The 16674-nt window shown below is 67.6% G+C and carries 14 protein-coding genes; 8 read left to right on the top strand and 6 right to left on the bottom strand.

Annotated features, from left to right (window positions below; genetic code table 11):
- Window positions 1–9: 9 nt before the first annotated feature.
- The 3 genes from OXM58_11160 (at window position 10) to OXM58_11150 (ending at window position 3360) form a co-directional block, all read left to right on the top strand.
- Window positions 10–1449, top strand: a complete 1440-nt coding sequence (locus OXM58_11160) for an FAD/NAD(P)-binding protein (protein MDE0148918.1) — start codon at window positions 10–12, stop codon at window positions 1447–1449.
- 293 nt (window positions 1450–1742) lie between these two features.
- Window positions 1743–2645, top strand: a complete 903-nt coding sequence (locus OXM58_11155) for an aldo/keto reductase (GenBank protein ID MDE0148917.1) — start codon at window positions 1743–1745, stop codon at window positions 2643–2645.
- Between the two features lie 19 nt (window positions 2646–2664).
- Window positions 2665–3360, top strand: coding sequence for a DUF6064 family protein (locus OXM58_11150; protein MDE0148916.1), 696 nt, complete (start codon window positions 2665–2667; stop codon window positions 3358–3360).
- A gap of 32 nt (window positions 3361–3392) precedes the next feature.
- Here the strand turns inward: OXM58_11150 and OXM58_11145 are convergent, their stop codons facing one another.
- The 5 genes from OXM58_11145 to OXM58_11125 all read right to left on the bottom strand — a co-directional run bounded on the left by OXM58_11145 (window position 3393) and on the right by OXM58_11125 (window position 9016).
- Window positions 3393–4436 (bottom strand): ABC transporter ATP-binding protein, encoded by a 1044-nt coding sequence (locus OXM58_11145; GenBank protein ID MDE0148915.1) that lies wholly within the window; start codon window positions 4434–4436, stop codon window positions 3393–3395.
- Complete coding sequence (locus OXM58_11140) at window positions 4433–5434, bottom strand: ABC transporter ATP-binding protein (GenBank protein ID MDE0148914.1); 1002 nt, start codon at window positions 5432–5434, stop codon at window positions 4433–4435. The genes OXM58_11145 and OXM58_11140 overlap by 4 nt, the downstream gene beginning before the upstream one ends.
- On the bottom strand, window positions 5431–6324 hold the full coding sequence (locus OXM58_11135) for an ABC transporter permease (GenBank protein ID MDE0148913.1): 894 nt from the start codon (window positions 6322–6324) through the stop codon (window positions 5431–5433). Before OXM58_11135 ends, OXM58_11140 begins: the two co-directional genes overlap by 4 nt.
- Window positions 6321–7304, bottom strand: a complete 984-nt coding sequence (locus OXM58_11130; protein ID MDE0148912.1) for an ABC transporter permease — start codon at window positions 7302–7304, stop codon at window positions 6321–6323. Before OXM58_11130 ends, OXM58_11135 begins: the two co-directional genes overlap by 4 nt.
- A gap of 119 nt (window positions 7305–7423) precedes the next feature.
- Window positions 7424–9016: an ABC transporter substrate-binding protein gene (locus OXM58_11125; GenBank protein ID MDE0148911.1), complete on the bottom strand. Its 1593-nt coding sequence runs from the start codon at window positions 9014–9016 to the stop codon at window positions 7424–7426.
- Between the two features lie 171 nt (window positions 9017–9187).
- On the opposite strand from OXM58_11125, the gene OXM58_11120 reads away from it, so the two are divergent.
- The 5 genes from OXM58_11120 to OXM58_11100 all read left to right on the top strand — a co-directional run bounded on the left by OXM58_11120 (window position 9188) and on the right by OXM58_11100 (window position 15844).
- Window positions 9188–10834, top strand: coding sequence for an amidohydrolase (locus OXM58_11120; GenBank protein ID MDE0148910.1), 1647 nt, complete (start codon window positions 9188–9190; stop codon window positions 10832–10834).
- Window positions 10835–10986: 152 nt separating this feature from the next.
- Window positions 10987–12495, top strand: coding sequence for a CoA-acylating methylmalonate-semialdehyde dehydrogenase (locus OXM58_11115; protein ID MDE0148909.1), 1509 nt, complete (start codon window positions 10987–10989; stop codon window positions 12493–12495).
- 155 nt (window positions 12496–12650) lie between these two features.
- A complete protein-coding gene (locus OXM58_11110) occupies window positions 12651–13484 on the top strand; it encodes a phytanoyl-CoA dioxygenase family protein (GenBank protein ID MDE0148908.1) in 834 nt (277 codons plus the stop codon).
- A gap of 261 nt (window positions 13485–13745) precedes the next feature.
- Window positions 13746–14288, top strand: a complete 543-nt coding sequence (locus OXM58_11105; GenBank protein MDE0148907.1) for a helix-turn-helix transcriptional regulator — start codon at window positions 13746–13748, stop codon at window positions 14286–14288.
- Window positions 14288–15844, top strand: a complete 1557-nt coding sequence (locus OXM58_11100; protein MDE0148906.1) for a hypothetical protein — start codon at window positions 14288–14290, stop codon at window positions 15842–15844. Before OXM58_11105 ends, OXM58_11100 begins: the two co-directional genes overlap by 1 nt.
- A gap of 42 nt (window positions 15845–15886) precedes the next feature.
- Here OXM58_11100 and OXM58_11095 read toward each other — a convergent pair whose 3' ends face one another.
- Window positions 15887–16495 carry an aspartyl/asparaginyl beta-hydroxylase domain-containing protein gene (locus OXM58_11095; GenBank protein ID MDE0148905.1) on the bottom strand — a complete coding sequence of 203 codons (609 nt, stop codon included), beginning with the start codon at window positions 16493–16495 and terminating at the stop codon, window positions 15887–15889.
- Window positions 16496–16674 lie beyond the last annotated feature (179 nt).

Below are 16674 nucleotides of genomic sequence, written 5' to 3'. Positions count from 1 at the left end.
GGGATTCCGGTGACGGCGGCCGACGTCGCCGTGGTCGGCGGCGGCTTCACCGGCGCCGTCTTCGCGATCCATCTGTCGCGACTGGCCGGACGGCCGCTCGACATCGCCATCGTCGAGCCGCGCGAACGGCCCGGCCGCGGCGTCGCCTACGATACCGCCGACCCGGACCACCGGCTGAACGCGCCGCTGCAGATCCATTTCGTCTATCCCGACGCGCCGGACCACCTGAACGGCTGGTACGCCGAACGGGGCGGTCCGGAGGCGGTCGATCCCGAGGCAATGGGCCCGAACGGCAATCTCTACCCGCGGCGCGGCGAATTCGGGCGCTACGTCGAAGAGCAGCTTCGCAGCCATATGGCCGGCAACGCCTCCGGCTCGGCGATCCGGCACATCCGGGCCCGCGCCCTTGCCGCCCGCCGAAGCGCCGCCGGCTACCGGCTGGACCTGTCCGACGGGCAGGCGCTGGACGCCCGGCTGGTCGTGCTCGCCGCCGGCTATGAGCGCCCGCGGCCGCCGCCGCCGTTCGCCGGCGCGGTCTCCGGCCATCCGGGCTTCATCGCCGATCCGTGGGACACGGGACGGCTGGGGGACATTCCGGCGGATGCCAGGGTCCTGGTGCTCGGCATGTCGCAGACCGCGTCGGACGCGATCGCCGTGCTGCTGCGCAACGGACACACCGGGCCGATTACGGCGGTCGCGCGCCGCGGCCTGCGCCCCCGCCGGAAACCGGAGACCGCAGCCGGCCTGCCGCCCGATATTGTGGACCGGATCCGGCGGCCGGTGTCCCTGTTCACGGAGGCGCACGGCCGGCACGGGACTGCCCTGGGCCTGCTGCGCACGCTGCGCGCCTGGGTGCGCCGGGCCGAAGCCGCGGGCGGCGATTGGTTCGGGCCGTTCGGGGACCTGCGCGATTCGGTCTGGGATGTCTGGCCGGCCCTGCCGCTGGCGGAGAAGCGCCGCTTCCTGCGCCATCTGCGGGTCTGGTACGACGCCCACCGCTTCCAGCTGCCGCCCCAGGTCGAGGTACGCATCGCCGGGGCGGAAGCCGCCGGGCAGCTGTCGTTCGAGGCCGCCTTCTGCGAAGCGGCTGCGCGCGACGGCGACGCCCTGTCGGTCACGCTGCGGCGCCGGGGCAGCGGCGAACGCCGCCGCGAACGGTTCGGCGCCGTTGTGAACTGCACCGGGCCGGACCTGCGGCCGGACCGGTCGGAAAACCCGTTCATCGCGTCCCTGGCAGCGCGCGGCTATGCGGCGGCGCATCCGACCGGTATCGGATTCGCTGTCGACGCCGAATGCCGCGCAGTCGGCGCCGGCGGACACCCGGATCCGCATCTGCGGATCGTCGGCCCGCTGACCTACGGCGCCTTCGCGGACCAACAGGGCGCCCCCTTCATCGCCCTGCGCCTGTGCGCGATCCTGCCCGGCGTCGCCGCCGCGCTGCAACGATAGCGCTGCGCCGGCCGGCGAGCCTCTTGACACGCCGGTCGTTCGAGCACGGAATCCGTGGAGCGCTATCGTTTTGGATCGGATCGCAGCGTCCCCTTCGACAGGCTCAGGGCGGTCCTTCGATGTGCCCCGGAAATTGGCCCGGTTATTTGGGATGAGGTAAATATTTGCAAACGCAAATACTTTTCCTCACCCTGGGCTGCTCCGGTTTCAATCCAAGGCGTATCGAAGGGGCCTGCCCTGAGCGAAGTCGAAGGGGGCCGCATCGTCCTGGAGAGAAAGAGAAAGGGGCTATCATGCGCGTGACACGCCGGGCGGTGCTGGCCGGAGCGGGCGCTGCGCTGGCCGCGCCGACCCTCGGAAATGCGGCGGCAAAGCCCCTCGCGAAGCGCATACCGGCGACCGGGGAGGCGGTGCCGGCGGTCGGGCTCGGCAGCTGGATCACCTTCAATGTCGGCGACGATCCAAAGCTGCGCGCCGAGTGCCGCGCCGTCATGGCCGCCTTCTTCGCGGCGGGCGGCGGCATGATCGATTCCTCGCCCATGTACGGCTCCTCCCAGGCGGTGATCGGCGACGCGCTGACGAAGCTGGGCCGGCCGCCGGGCCTGTTCTCGGCCGACAAGGTCTGGACCTCCGCCGCCAACGGCCCGGCGCAGATCGCCGAAACCGCCCGGCGCTGGGGCGTCGGGCGCTTCGACCTGCTGCAGGTCCACAACCTCTGGGACTGGGAGCGGAACCTCGACACGCTGGAGGCGATGAAGGCGGCCGGCCGGCTGCGCTATACCGGCGTCACCACCTCGCACGGACGCCGGCACGGCGAACTCGAAGAGGTCATGCAACGCCGGCCGCCGGATTTCGTCCAGCTGACCTACAACATCGTCGACCGGGAGGTCGAACGCCGCCTGCTGCCGCTCGCCCGGGAGCGCGGCATCGCGGTCATCGCCAACCGGCCGTTCCAGCGCGGCCGGTTGCCGGACCGGCTCGCGGGCCGACCGATGCCCGGCTGGGCGCGCGAGATCGGCGTTTCCACCTGGCCGCAATTCCTGCTGAAATTCATCCTGTCGCATCCCGCGGTGACCGTCGCCATACCCGCGACCAGCCGGGTCGACCATCTGCGCGAGAACAAGTCGGCCGCCTTCGGGCCCATGCCGGATGCGGCCATACGCCGGCGTATGGCGGAGCATGTGCGCGACCTGTAGGAGGCCCTAGGGGCGCCCGATGGCCGGATCCTGGGCGCCGGAAGATTTCCTGCTGTTCTCGCCGCGCGCCTACTGGCGGCTGTTCGCGCTGGAAAACGCGGCGGCCTGGCCGGCCCAGCTTCTACTGATCGCGGCGGGCGCCGTGCTGCTTTTCGGTATGGTGCGGGGCCGGCGACCCTCCGGGCGGTGGGGCGGCCCTGCGCTCGGCGTCGCGCTCGGCTTTGCATTGGGCGCCGCGTGGCTCTGGGCCGGATGGCAGTTCCTGGCGCTGCGCTACGGCGCGATCAACTGGGCCGCGCCGATGCTGGCCTGGGGCTTCTATGCCGAGGGCGCGCTGCTGGCGGCGCTCGGGATGTCGGGGCGGCTGGCCTTCACCGGGCGCGGGACGCGGGCCAGGGCGGGCATTGGGCTGCTGGCGGCGGCGCTGTTCGCCTGGCCGCTGCTTGCGCCGCTCGACGGGCGGCCGTGGCAGGAGGCGGAGGTCTTCGCCATCGCGCCCGACCCGACCGCCATCGCCACCCTCGCCCTGCTCGCGCTCGCGCCGCGCAGCCGGTGGACGGCCCCGCTCGCCGTCGTCCCGGCGCTGTGGCTTGCGATCTCCGCGCTCACGCTGTTCACGATGGGCGCCTGGCAAGGCTGGGCGGTCTTCGCCGCCCTGATCGCCGGCCTTGTCGCCTGCACCGCGCCGGGGCGGGAAACGGCGGGCGGCCTGTAAGCGGCGGGCGGCGGGTTACGCCGAAGGCCCGGTCAATTCGAAGCCCGGTGCGGCGGGACACCGTCGTCGCTCACCAGGTGGCAGCGCACCCGGTGGCCCTCGCTGATCGTGCGCAGGGCCGGTTCCTCGGCGCGGCAGCGGTCTTCGGCGAACGGGCAGCGCGAGGCGAAGCGGCAGCCCGGCGGCGGATCGATCGGGCTCGGCGGATCGCCGACCAGGCGGATGCGGCTCGCCCGGTCGCGCAGGACCGGATCGGCCGACGGCACCGCCGACAGCAGCGCATTGGTGTAGGGGTGCAGGGGCTCGCGGAACAGCGAAACCCGGTCGGCATGCTCGACGACCTGGCCGAGATACATCACCGCCACGTCGTCGCACATATACTGCACGACGCCGAGATCGTGGCTGATGAACAGGTAGGTCAGGCCGAACTCCTCCTGGAGCCGGCGCAGCAGGTTCAGGATCTGCGCCTGGATCGCCACGTCGAGGGCCGAGACCGGCTCGTCGCAGACGATCAGGTCCGGCTGGGTCGCGAGCGCGCGCGCCACGCCGATGCGCTGGCGCTGGCCGCCGGAGAACTGGTGCGGGAACAGGGCCTGCTGCTCCGGGCGCAGGCCGACCAGGCGGAACAGTTCGGCGACCCGGTCGTCGCGGCTCTCCCGGTCGCCGACGTCGAGCTGGTCGAGCGGCGCGCGGACGATCTCGCCGGCGCGCAGGCGCGGATTGAGCGACGAATACGGATCCTGGAAGATGATCTGCATGTGGCGGCGCTGGCGGCGCAGCGCTTCGCCGGAAAGCGGCCCGATTTCCTGCCCGTTGAGCAGGATGTTGCCTTCGGTGACCGGCGCCAGGCGCATGACGGCGAGCGCGGTCGTCGTCTTGCCGGAGCCGGATTCGCCGACCAGGCCGAGGGTCGAACCGCGGGCGGTATCGAAGGACACGCCGTCCACGGCATGGACCTTGGGCGCCGGCGCGAAGGGTTTGCGGCGCGGCAGGCTGAAATGGACCTTCAGCCCGCGGACTTCCAACAGTTTGTCGGGGGACATGTCGCCCGCTGCGGAAGCTGCCGGGCCCGTCATGCCGCCGCCGCCTCTTCGGGATAGAGCCAGCAGGCCGCGGTATGGTCTTCGCCGACGGCGGTCTCGGGCGGCATCTCGCGCCGGCAGCGGTCCATCGCCTCGGCGCAGCGCGGCGCGAACGGGCAGCCGCCCCGGCCCAGCTCGGCGACCGACGGCACGACGCCGGGAATTTCCGTGAGCGGCGGCCGCTCCAGCGCCGGATCGGCCTCCAGATGGGGCACGCAGGCGATCAGGCCGCGCGTGTAGGGATGCTTGGGATTGGTCAGCATCTCGTCGACCGGCGCCTCCTCGACCTTGCGGCCGGCATACATGACGACGACCCGCTGGGCCATTTCCGCGATCGCGCCCATGTCGTGGGTGATCAGGATGACGGCAGCGTTGGTCTGTTGCTGCAGTTCTTTCAGAAGATCGAAAATCTGGGCCTGCACGGTCACGTCGAGCGCCGTTGTTGGCTCGTCGGCGATCAGCACCTGGGGCTGGCAGGCCAATGCCATGGCGATCATCACGCGCTGGCGCATGCCGCCCGAAAGCTGGTGCGGATATTCGTCCACCCGCTTCTCCGGCGCCGGAATGCTGACCGCGCGCAGCATCTCGACGGCTCGGTTGTGCGCCTCTCTCCGGCTCAGGCCCTGGTGCAGGCGGACGGTCTCGCCGATCTGGTCGCCGATCGTGTAGACCGGGTTGAGCGAGGTCATCGGCTCCTGGAAGATCATCGAGACGTCGTTGCCGCGCACGTCGCGCATCCGCGCCTCGGTGGCGTCGAGCAGGTCTTCGCCGGCAAGCCGGATTTCACCATCCGCAATGCGCCCCGGCGGCACCGGCACCAGCCGCATGATGGCGAGCGCCGTCATGCTCTTGCCGCAGCCGGATTCGCCGACAATGCCAAGGGTCCGGCCGGCCTCCAGATCGAAGCTGAGCCTGTCGATCACGCGCGAGACAGCGCCGTCCTTCAGGTCGAACTCGACCGACAGGCCCCGGACTTCGAGCAGCGCGCTCACCGCTGCCTCAGCTTCGGATTGAAGGCGTCGTTCAGGCCGTCGCCGATCAGGCTGACCGACAGCACGGTGATGAAGATGGCGAGGCCGGGGAAAGTGACCGGCCACCAGGCCTCGAGGATCTGCGGGCGGTTGACGCTGATCAGGTAGCCCCAGCTCATCACGTTCGGGTCGGAAAGCTGCAGGAAGGCGAGCCCGGCTTCGAACAGGATCGCGATGCCGACCGAAAGTGCCGCCGAAACGATCAGCGGCGGGGCGGCGTTGGGCAGGATGATCGTCCAGATGATGCGCGCGTTGCGCGCGCCGATGGCCCGCTCGGCCTTGACGAAATCCAGTTCCCGCAGGCGCAGGAACTCGGCCCGCACCAGGCGCGCCGTGGCGGGCCACGAGACCACGCCGATGGCGATGGAGATGGAGTAGATCGAGGGCGAGAAGAGCAGCACGACGACCATGGCGAGCAGCAGGGGCGGCAGCACCTGGAAGAATTCCGTGATGCGCATCAGCACCTCTTCGACCCAGCCGCGGTAATAGCCCGCCAGCGCGCCGAACAGGATGCCGATTGTGATGGTGATCGCCGCCGCCGCCGCACCGACCATCAGGGTGGACTGGCTGCCGTAGAGCAGGCCGATGACGAGGTCGCGGCCCTGCTGGTCGGTGCCGAGCAGGAAGCCCTGCTCGCCCGGCGGCAGCAGCAGCGGCCCGGCGGCGGCGAACGGATCGACCGGATAGACCAGGGGGCCGAGCACGGTGACCAGCACGATCAGGATCAGCGTGACAAGCCCGGCCACGGCCGCCCTGTTGGCCCGGAACATGCGCCAGACTTCGCGCCACGGCCGCTCGACCTCGATGACGACGGGCTCTTCCGCCGGAGCGGCTGGCGTCGATGCCGTCATGCCCGGGCCGCACTCTTGATGCGCGGGTCGACCAGCCGGTAGGCGAGGTCGGTCAGCAGGTTTGCGACGATGACGATGAGCGCTGAGAAGAACAGGATGCCGAGCAGGGTCGGCGTGTCGCGGCGCAGGATCGAATCGAAGGCGAGCGTGCCGAGGCCGGGCCAGCTGAACACCGTTTCGACCAGCACGGCGCCGGAAAACAGGGCGCCGAATTGCAGGCCCGCGAAGGTGACGACCGGCAGGACGGCGTTGCGCAACGCATGCTTGAACACGACGACGCGCTCGTTAAGCCCCTTGGCGCGGGCCGTGCGGATATAGTCGGCGCCCAGCACGTCCATCATGCTGGCGCGCGACAGGCGGCTGTAGAAGGCGAGATAGATCGTCGAGAGGGTCAGGACCGGCAGCGCCAGATGATGCAGCACCTCCCAGACATAGCCGAAGCCGGCGGCGCCGAGCGGGCCGCTGTCCATACCGGAGGTGGGGAACAGCGGAATGACCGAAGCGAGCAGAATGATCAGCATGATTCCGGTCCAGAAGACCGGCAGGGCATAGCCGAGCAGGGCGAGGACGGTGATGATCTGGCTGAGCAGGCCGTTGGGCCGGCGCGCGGCGAAGACGCCGAGGAACGTGCCGAATGAAATGGCGATCAGCAGCGAGGAGACGACCAGCAACAGGGTCGGCGCGAGATTCTCGAAGATCACCGTGGTGACCGGCTGGTCGAAGTAGAAGCTGTGGCCGAAGTCGCCCTGGACGACCTTCAGGAGATACAGATAGAGCTGGTCGAGAAAAGGCAGGTCGAGGCCGTAATCCTTGCGGATCTTGGCCAGCATTTCCGGCGAAGCGCCGCCGGCCTCGCCGGCGATGGTCTCCGCCGCGTCGCCCGGCGCCAGGTAGAGCAGGGTGAAGTTCAGCACCAGCACCGCGAAGAGCAGCGCCACAGCATAGCCGAGGCGCTTCGCGATGACGGCCGGCAGTCTCACGGCCGGCCTTCGGGAAGTGTGAACCTTCGCATACTCCAGCCTTACGCCAAAAAGGCCGGGCCGGCAGCAGAAATCTGCCGGCCCGGCCCGGGATCAGGCGTTACGCTGACGGCAGCGCCCTATTTCGGCTGCTTCTTCCAGTAGATGTCGTCCATCGGGGAAACGATGCCCCAGATGCCGACCGGCGGATTGCCGAGATTTTTGTCATACGCCGTGTGGTACGGCAGGACGCTGATCCAGTAGACCGGCAGCTCCTGGGCCAGAATCTTCTGGAATTCGACATAGAGCGCCCGGCGCTTCGCCTGGTCCGTCTCCTTGCCAGCGGCCTCCAGGATCTTGTCGACCTTCGGGTTGCAGTATTGCTGGGTGTTCGACCAGATGACGCCCTTCTTGATGTTGTTGCACAGGTAGGACCGGTGCACGCCGATAACCGGATCGCCCCAGTTGAACGGCAGGTCCATCGTCATGTCGAACTGCCAGTTGGAGATGCGCTTGGCCCAGGTCGGGAAATCCGGCGAATTGCGCACCGTGACCTTGATGCCGACCTTCTTGAGTTGCGCCCGCGCATATTCGGCAATGCGCTGCTGCACGTCGGGCACGGCCGGCAGATAATCGATGGTCAGCTCGAGGCGGGTGCCGTCGGCCTTTTTCTTGTGGCCGGCTTCTTCGAGCAGGGCTTCGGCCTTCTTCAGGTTCAGATCGTAGGTCTCCACCTCTTTCGTGTAGAAGGGCGAGCCCGGCACGATCGGCCCGGTCGACGGCGTCGAGACGCCGCGGTGCAGTTCCTTCGTGATGAACGCGCGGTCGATCGCGTAGGCGATCGCCTGGCGGACGCGGACGTCGCTGGTCGGGCCTTCCTTCGTGTTGAAGGCCAGCCAGGTGTTCGGCCCGATGCCGGCATAGCCCTGGTCGGTGACAACGAGATCCTTGTCCTTCTTCAACCGCGCGATGCTCGCCACCTCCGACATGAAGGGCATCATGCTGCCTTCGCCGCGCTCCATGGCGATCACGCGGCTCGAGGAGTCGCGGATGATCTTGTAGATGATCCGGTCCATGTAGGGGCGACCCTTGAGGAAGTAGTTCTGGTTCCGCTCCAGCAGGATGTATTGGGCGCGCTTGTATTCCTTCAGGATGTAGGCGCCGGAGCCGACAACATTCTTGATGTTGCGCGGATGGGTCTTCGGATTCTTGCCGTCGCCGTAGACATGCTTCGGAATGATCGGCACGATCGAGGTCGACATCGCCAGCGTCAGCGCCGGATGCGGATTCTTCAGCTTGACGACGACGGTGTGGGCGTCGGGCGTTTCGACGCCCGTGACGGCGCCCAGCGAGGTCTTGAACGGATGGTTGGCCTTCTGGGTCTCGATCGAGAATTTGACGTCCGCCGAGGTGACGGGCTTGCCGTCGTGGAACGTGGCGTCCGTCCGCAGCTTGAAGGTCACCGACTTGCCGTCCGCCGAGGTCGTCCAGCTTTGCGCCAGGTACGGATGGAGTTTCCAGTCGGCGTCGGCCCGGACCAGGGTGGCGAAGATGTGCGCGCCCGGCGCCATCGTCGCGATGCCGGACTGGACCGCCGGGTTGAAGTGGCGCGGCACCTGGCTGGAAACCATAACCAGCGTGCCGCCTTTCTTGGGCGTATCGGCGGTAACTGCCGTCGCGGCGCCCGCCGCCACGGTTGCGGCGAGGGCCGCGAGACCGAATTTCCTGAGCATGAAGTTCCTCCCTTCGGAGCCGGGCGGCATTCGGAACCGCCGGGCTGCAACAGCACTGCTCCGCTTCCGGGGCATCGGGCCGTATTTCGCAACCGGCAGGTTTGACACTGCACAGAAGCTGCAATATCGGGTTTGAAGGCGCCCGGAACCGGGCCGGCGGGATATCAGCACATGGAAGCCCTTACAGTCTATACCGCGCGGGCAGTTCGCACCCTGAACCCGTCGCTACCTGTTGCCACGGCTGTCGCCGTGCGCGGTGACCGGATTGTCGAGGTCGGCACGCTCGAAACGCTGCAACCCTGGCTGGACGCGCACCCGCACCGGATCGACGACACCTTCCGCGACCGTGTGCTGATGCCGGGCTTCATCGATCCGCACCTGCATCCGACGCTGGCGGCGGTCCTCCTGCCCTGCCACTTCATCACGGCGATGGAATGGAAGCTGCCCGGCCGGGTGGCCGCGCCGGTCAAGGGCCACAACGCCTATCTCGACCGCCTCAAGACGATCGACACGGAGATGGCCGACCCCGGCGAGCCGCTGGTCACCTGGGGCTATCACAAGATCTGGCACGGCACGGTCGACCGGCGGGCGCTCAACGGCATCTCGCAGACCCGGCCGATCTTCGTGTGGCAGCGCTCGTTCCACGAAATCATCGCCAACGACGCCGCCATCGACTGGATGGGCCTCGACCGGGACGAACTGGCGCGCCACGAACAGATCGATCCGGACACAGGGCGGTTCTACGAAACCGGCCTCTCGGTCGCGCTCAACGGCATGAAGGGCTATCTCTACGCCCCGGAGCGCTTCCTCGGCGGGCTGGACCAGGTCGCCCGCGCGGTCCATGCCGGCGGCCATACCACCATCGGCGACATGGCGGTGCCGCTCGCCGACCTGGAGATGGAGTGGCCGGCGCTGGTGAAGGTGCTCGACCGGCCCGACATCCCCTTCCGCTGCCAGATGATCCCGCGGGCGACCGAACGCGGCGCCGCGCCGGGGGACGAGGCGGCCGAGGTCGTGCGGGTCCGGGAGATGGCGGCGCGCGGCACGCACCGGCTGCAGTTCGGTAACGGCGTCAAGCTGTTCACCGACGGCGGCTTCTACGCCGAGCTGATGCAGCTCCAGGAGCCCGGCTTCATCGACGGCCATCACGGCGAGTGGCTGATGCCGCCGGAGCAGGTCGAGGCGCTGGCCCGCGCCTTCTGGAACGAAGGCTTCCGCATCCACGTCCACTGCACCGGCGACATGGGCCTGGAGCTGGCGCTCGACGTGCTGGAGAAACTCCAGTTCGAGCGGCCGCGCGTGAACCACCGCTTCACCATCGAGCATTTCGGCGTCTCGACGCCGGAGCAGGTGCGCCGGATCGCCGACCTGGGCGCGCTGGTCTCGGCCAACGTCTACTATGTCCACGAACTGGCCGACGCCTATTACCGGCACGGTTTCGGCCATGAGCGGGCGTCGCAGATCGCCCGGCTCGGGACCGTCGCCCGCCACGGCGTCCCCTTCGCCCTGCACACCGATTTCACCATGGCGCCGGCCCTGCCGCTGACCTCGGCCTGGGTCGCGGTCAACCGGCTGAGCGAGAGCGGCGCGGTCATGGCGCCGGAGGAGCGGCTGACGGTCGAGCAGGCGATGCACGCGATCACGGTCGACGCCGCCTATGTCCTCGGCATGGAGCACGAGATCGGCAGCATCCGCGCCGGCAAGAAAGCCGATTTCACCGTGCTCGAAGCCGATCCCTTCGAGACGCCGCCGGAAGACCTGAAGGACATTCCGGTGTGGGGCACAGTGTTCGAGGGCGAACCGGCGCCGCTGGAGTAGGTCGCCCGTGATTTTGACTTGCCGCCCCGTCCCGAGCGAAATGGCCGATGCTACAATGATACCGTTGCACCTGAACGCGGGCTCATGAGAATGGAGTCCTTGGCGAGCCGTCCGCTATACCGCCGCCACGCACCTGCAGGGAGAACCGAGCGATGAACACAGTCCGGCATTACGTTTCCGGCGACATCTGGGCCGGCACATCGGACCGGTTTCAGGATGTCTACAATCCGGCGACCGGCGCCGTGACGGCGCAGGTGGCGCTGGGCCGCGCGGCCGATGTCAACCATGCGGTCGCCGCCGCGAAGGCGGCGCAGCCGGCCTGGGGCGCGACGCCGCCGGCCAAGCGCGCCGAGGTCATGTTCGCCTTTCGCAGCCTGCTCAAGGCGCATGTCGAGGAACTGGCCGAAATGCTGTCGTCCGAGCACGGCAAGACCCGGCCCGACGCCCTGGGCGAATTGGCCCGCGGCATCGAGGTGGTCGAGTTCGCCTGCGGCATTCCCCAGCTGCTCAAGGGCGAATATTCCGAGGGGGTCGCAAAGGGCGTCGACAGTTTCGCGATCCGCCAGCCGGTCGGCGTGGTCGCCGGCATCACGCCGTTCAACTTCCCGGCGATGGTGCCGCTGTGGATGTATCCGGTGTCGATCGCCTGCGGCAACGCCTTCGTGCTCAAGCCGTCGGAGCGCGATCCGTCGGTCGTGCTGCGCATTGCCGGGCTGCTCTCCGAGGCCGGTTTGCCGGACGGCGTGTTCAACGTGGTCAACGGCGACAAGGAGGCGGTCGACGCGATCCTCGACCATCCGGATATCGACGCCGTCAGCTTCGTCGGCTCCACGGCCGTCGGGTACTACATCTACAGCCGGGGCACGGCCTCCGGGAAACGGGTCCAGGCGCTGTGCGGCGCCAAGAACCATCTCGTCGTCATGCCCGACGCCGATATGGGCCAGGTCGCCGACGCCCTGATCGGCTCGGCCTACGGCTCGGCCGGCGAACGCTGCATGGCCGTTTCGGTCGCCGTGCCGGTGGGCGAGGAGACCGCCGACCGGCTGGTCGACACTCTCAAGCCCCGGGTCGAAAGCCTCAAGGTCGCGCCCTATACGGACCCCGCTTCCGAAATGGGCCCGGTCATCACGCGCCAGAGCCTCGACCGCATCCACGGACTGATCGCCGAGGGCATCGACGCCGGCGCGGATCTTCTGGCCGACGGGCGCGATATCCGGCTGCAGGGCTACGAGGACGGCTTCTTCATCGGCGGCTGCCTGTTCGACCGGGTGACGACCGACATGTCGATCTACAAGCAGGAAATCTTCGGCCCGGTGCTCTCCGTCGTGCGCGCGGAGGGCTACGAGGAGGCCGTCGGCATGGTCAACGACCACGAATACGGCAACGGCGCGGCCATCTTCACCCGCGACGGCGACACCGCGCGCGATTTCTTCAGCCGGGCGAAGATCGGTATGGTCGGCGTCAACGTGCCGATCCCGGTGCCGGTCGCCTACTATTCCTTCGGCGGCTGGAAACGCTCCCTGTTCGGCGACCACTATATGCACGGCATGGAGGGCGTGCGCTTCAACACGCGGATGAAGACGATGACCACGCGCTGGCCGGAAGGCATCAAGGAAGGCGCCGTCTTCAATTTCCACGCCGGCAGCGACACGGCGAACTGAGCGGCGCGCCGGGGCGGTTATCGGAACTTCGGGGCAGAGCCGGCCGACAGGTCGCAGCGCAGTCGTCGGGACCGTAGGGGAGGGTTTCAAACCCTCCCCTACAAAGCCGGTCGGGGCGGCACATTCTTTGGGAATTTCAAGATGATGACACCCCCATGGGCAAGATGCTGACGGCGGCCCAGACCGCGGCGTTCGAGCGCGACGGCTATCTGTTTCCGCTGCGCGCCTTTTCGGCCGCCGAGGCGCGCGGCTACCGCGACGCGCTGGAGTCCTACGAGGCCGGGACCGGCGACGCGATCCATTCCAACATGCGCCACAAGGTGCATCTGCTGTTCCGCTGGGCCGACGAGATCGTCCACCATCCGCGCATCCTCGACGCCATCGAGGATATCCTCGGTCCGGACCTGCTGTGCTGGACGACCAACTTCTTCATCAAGGAGGCCAACGACCCGGCCTTCGTCTCCTGGCACCAGGATTCGACCTATTGGGGCCTGGAGCCGGCCGATGTCGTCACCGCCTGGGTGGCGTTCACCGACGCCCCGGTCGAGAGCGGCGCGATGAAGTTCCTGCCCGGCTCGCACAAGCTGGACCAGATCGCCCACCGGGACACCTACGCCGCCGACAACCTGCTGACCCGCGGCCAGGAGGTCGAGATGAACGTGGACGATGCCCAGGCCGTGGACGTGCCGCTGAAGGCCGGCGAATTCTCGCTGCACCATATCCGGCTGGTCCACGGCTCGAAGCCGAACGCCACGCCCGACCGGCGCATCGGCCTCGCGGTCCGCTATATCCCGACCTACGTCCGCCAGGTGAAGATCGACGATTCCGCCATGCCGGTGCGCGGCCGGGACCTTCACGGCAATTTCGAGCACGAGCCCCGCCCCTGCGCCGACCTCGACCCGGCGGCGCTTGCCGCCCATACGACGGCGATGGAGCGGATGATCGGCTCCGTCTATTCCGGCACCGGCATGACCGAAGCCCGGCGCTGAGCCCGACCGGGATTTGCCGGTACGCGCAGTGCTGCGGCTTCCGCCGCTGCGTCTATCCGGGTGTTTCCCGGTTACTGACGAAAACCGACGAAAGTGCTAGAATTCCCGCCGTCCGATCGGGCCGGGTCGGCGGCGTTGAGGTTGGAAGCCGAACACATCCGACGGTGCGGCGCGCCGGCATGGCGGCAGCGCGAGAATCCGCCGTTCCAACGTTGAATTTCCGCACCCCGGGACCGTTGTGAAATCCGGGATATCGACAGCATGAAGACGCAAATCGGGAAAGTCGATCCGATCCGTATTCTGGCGTTGGCCGCGTTGGCCGGGGCGATATTGTTTTTCGTTTTCGACCTGGCCGAAGACGCATTGCTGGAAGGCGAGTTCGGTTCGATCCATTTTGTCATCGAGTTCGTCGTTTTCGTCGGCGTGTCGATGGCGCTGGTCGTCGGCTGGCGCGATCTGGGGAAGCTGCACACCCGCCTGGATCGCGAGGAATGGCGCAACCATTTGTATTCCAGCGTCCTGGCGGACAGCATCGACGAACAAATGGATGAGTGGCGGTTGACGCGCAGCGAGAAAGACGTCGCCTGGCTGATCATCAAGGGATATCGGTTTTCCGAGATCGCCCAGCTGCGCGGCGTCAAGGAAAACACGTCTCGATTGCAGGCGACGTCGGTCTACTCCAAAGCCGGTGTCAGCGGCCGGGCCGAATTCGTCGCCGAAATCCTGCAACCGCTGCTGATGTCGATCCCGGTTCGCTCCGCCCATCGAGACGAGGAGCCGCGCACCCGAGTCACATCGACCTGATGCCGCGCCTCGCTGCCGGCGATACGGCCTGGTATTGCATTCGCCGAAGCGGCGTGGCGCAGCGTCATGGCTGGATCGACGGGCCGATGCCGGCGGCGCTGCGCACGGATGTCGGCGCGCTCCCGGACGAAACGGTCGAGTTGTGCAGCGAATGCCGTTTCCGCACCGTGGAGAAAGGCCGGTTCGCCCGCAAATTCACGCATCGCGCGCGCGGGGTTATCGGCATGGAGATTGCCTTCCGTGGCGACGTTGCCCGATTTGCGCCGACGCAAATGCTTGCCGCCAACCTCGGCTTCGGACGCGCGCTCGAAAAATATTGTGCAAAGAATGCGACAGACAAAGGCGAAGTATTGGACCGGGGAAGATTGCGGGCGTTCTCGGCCCGACAGTTCCTTTTGCCGGGCGGGAACGACACGAAACCGGTTGAGCTGGTCCGTGGCTCGATGCCGGTCGATCCCGGTCCGTCGCCGGGCGAAGACCGCGCGGCGGTCCTGGCAGACGGCATCGGCCGGTGGATGTTGCGCAACCTGTCCTCGGACGGCGCGATACCCTACAAATACTGGCCGAGCCGCGGCGCCTGCTCGCCCGCCGATAACGCCATCCGCCGCTTCCTGGGCTCGCTGGCTCTGGCGCGCCTGGCCGAACTCCGCGATTGCGCGGAGCTTCGCGAAGCCGGGCGCCGGAACCTGCGGTTCAATCTAAACCGCTATTTCCGGAATATCGGCAACGGGCGCGGCGCGATCGTGGAGGGCGCCGAGGCCAAGCTCGGCGCCGCCGCCATCGCCGGGCTGGCGATCATGGCAAATTCCGCCGGGGCGGAATTCCTCGAAAAACTGACCATGCTGGCCGCGGGAATCGCTTCCCTCGAAGATGACGAATTCGGCTTCCGAACCTTCTTCTTTCCTGGCGAACGGGACGGCGAGAACTGGAACTTCTATTCCGGCGAGGCTCTGCTGTTCTGGGCTGAGGCGGCGCGAAGAGGCCTGCCCTTCGCGCCATCTCTCAAGCACTGCACGAACGTGTTCGAACGCTGCCGCGCGCGCCACTTGCGAAAGAGGAATCCGGCCTTCGTGCCATGGCACACGCAGGCGTGCGCCTCGCTGTTCGCCCAGACCGGCCGGCGCGCCTTTGCCGATTTTGCGTTCGAGATGAACGATTGGCTGCTGCCCATGCAACAGTGGCGCGGCCTGCCGCCGGATATGCGGGGACGATTCTACGACCCGCGCAGACCGGATTTCGGACCGCCCCATGCGGCCTCGACCGGCGCGTATCTAGAGGGGCTTGCAGATGCCGCGGCCCTGGCCCGGGCCCTGGACAACCGGAACCGCGCCACCGCGTACGAGCGGGCGCTCGACCGGGGATTGCGCTCATTGCGGCAACTGCAGTTTCGCGATTGGCGCGACACATTCTACATCTCGAAACCGGAACGCGTTCTCGGTGCGCTCCGTACGGAAGTCTACGACAACGCGGTTCGGGTCGATTCGGCTGCGCACGCCCTGTTGGCGGCGGTCAAGGTTCTACGGCCTATCGACTTCGGCGCGGCCGGCCCGGGCTAGAAGGGTGCCCGCTTGCGGCGTGTGTCCGGAACATGCGTGCATTCAGTTACCGGAGCCGGCGACCGAACGGTCCGTTTCGTCCGGGGGAAAAGCATAGAACCCTCGCCCGGGCGGAGGCAGGACATCGAATATCAGATGCACGCGGGGCTCTTCGGAAGGGTTGTATGCCCAGTGCCGCTCCTTGTTGTTGAACGCCCACAATTCGCCGGTGCGCATCAACGCCGTCTCATTGCCGACAGACAGCGGACTTCCCCGTCTGCTCTTCAGGACCAGGTGAAACCGGTCCCTGATTCGATAATACGCGCCGATGTCAACATGGGGGAACACCCTGGATTTCGGCTGGAGGGCCACCAGAGTCGCCCGTCCAAGCACACCGCCGAGATTTTCCGCGACCCGCTCGCAAAACACCACCGTGCGCGGAAACTCAACGGCCGCCGGCGCAACGCGACACTCGTGAACGTCGTTTGCGTTTTTTGCGCCGGGAGGCAGAGGCTTTCGGGGCGCGCGCAGGAAAATGTTTTGCGTGTTGCGCTGGCAGCGGACGTTTCGCTGGCGGCTGGTGTCCGTAAGCCAGATTCCGGGCGCGGCATCCAGTTCCGCCAACATGGGGCCTATGTCCAGATTTTCTGCAACTTTGACAAAGTGCAGCATCGAATTTTCGCTCCTCAATTTCGGCAAATCGTCCGCCAGGCGGCAAGCCGATCAACCGGGTATATCCCGGCCGTAAACACCGCCATCGTCGTCGCCATCCCCGTCACCATCGCCATCACCGTCACCGTCGCCGTCGCCATCGCCATCGCCGTCGCCATCGCCGTCGCCATCGCCGTCCC

This window comes from Rhodospirillaceae bacterium (genome assembly GCA_028819475.1).
Classification (GTDB): Bacteria; Pseudomonadota; Alphaproteobacteria; order Bin65; family Bin65; genus Bin65.
Note: the sequence above shows the minus strand (reverse complement) of the source record. Positions and strands in the feature narration are given on the sequence as shown.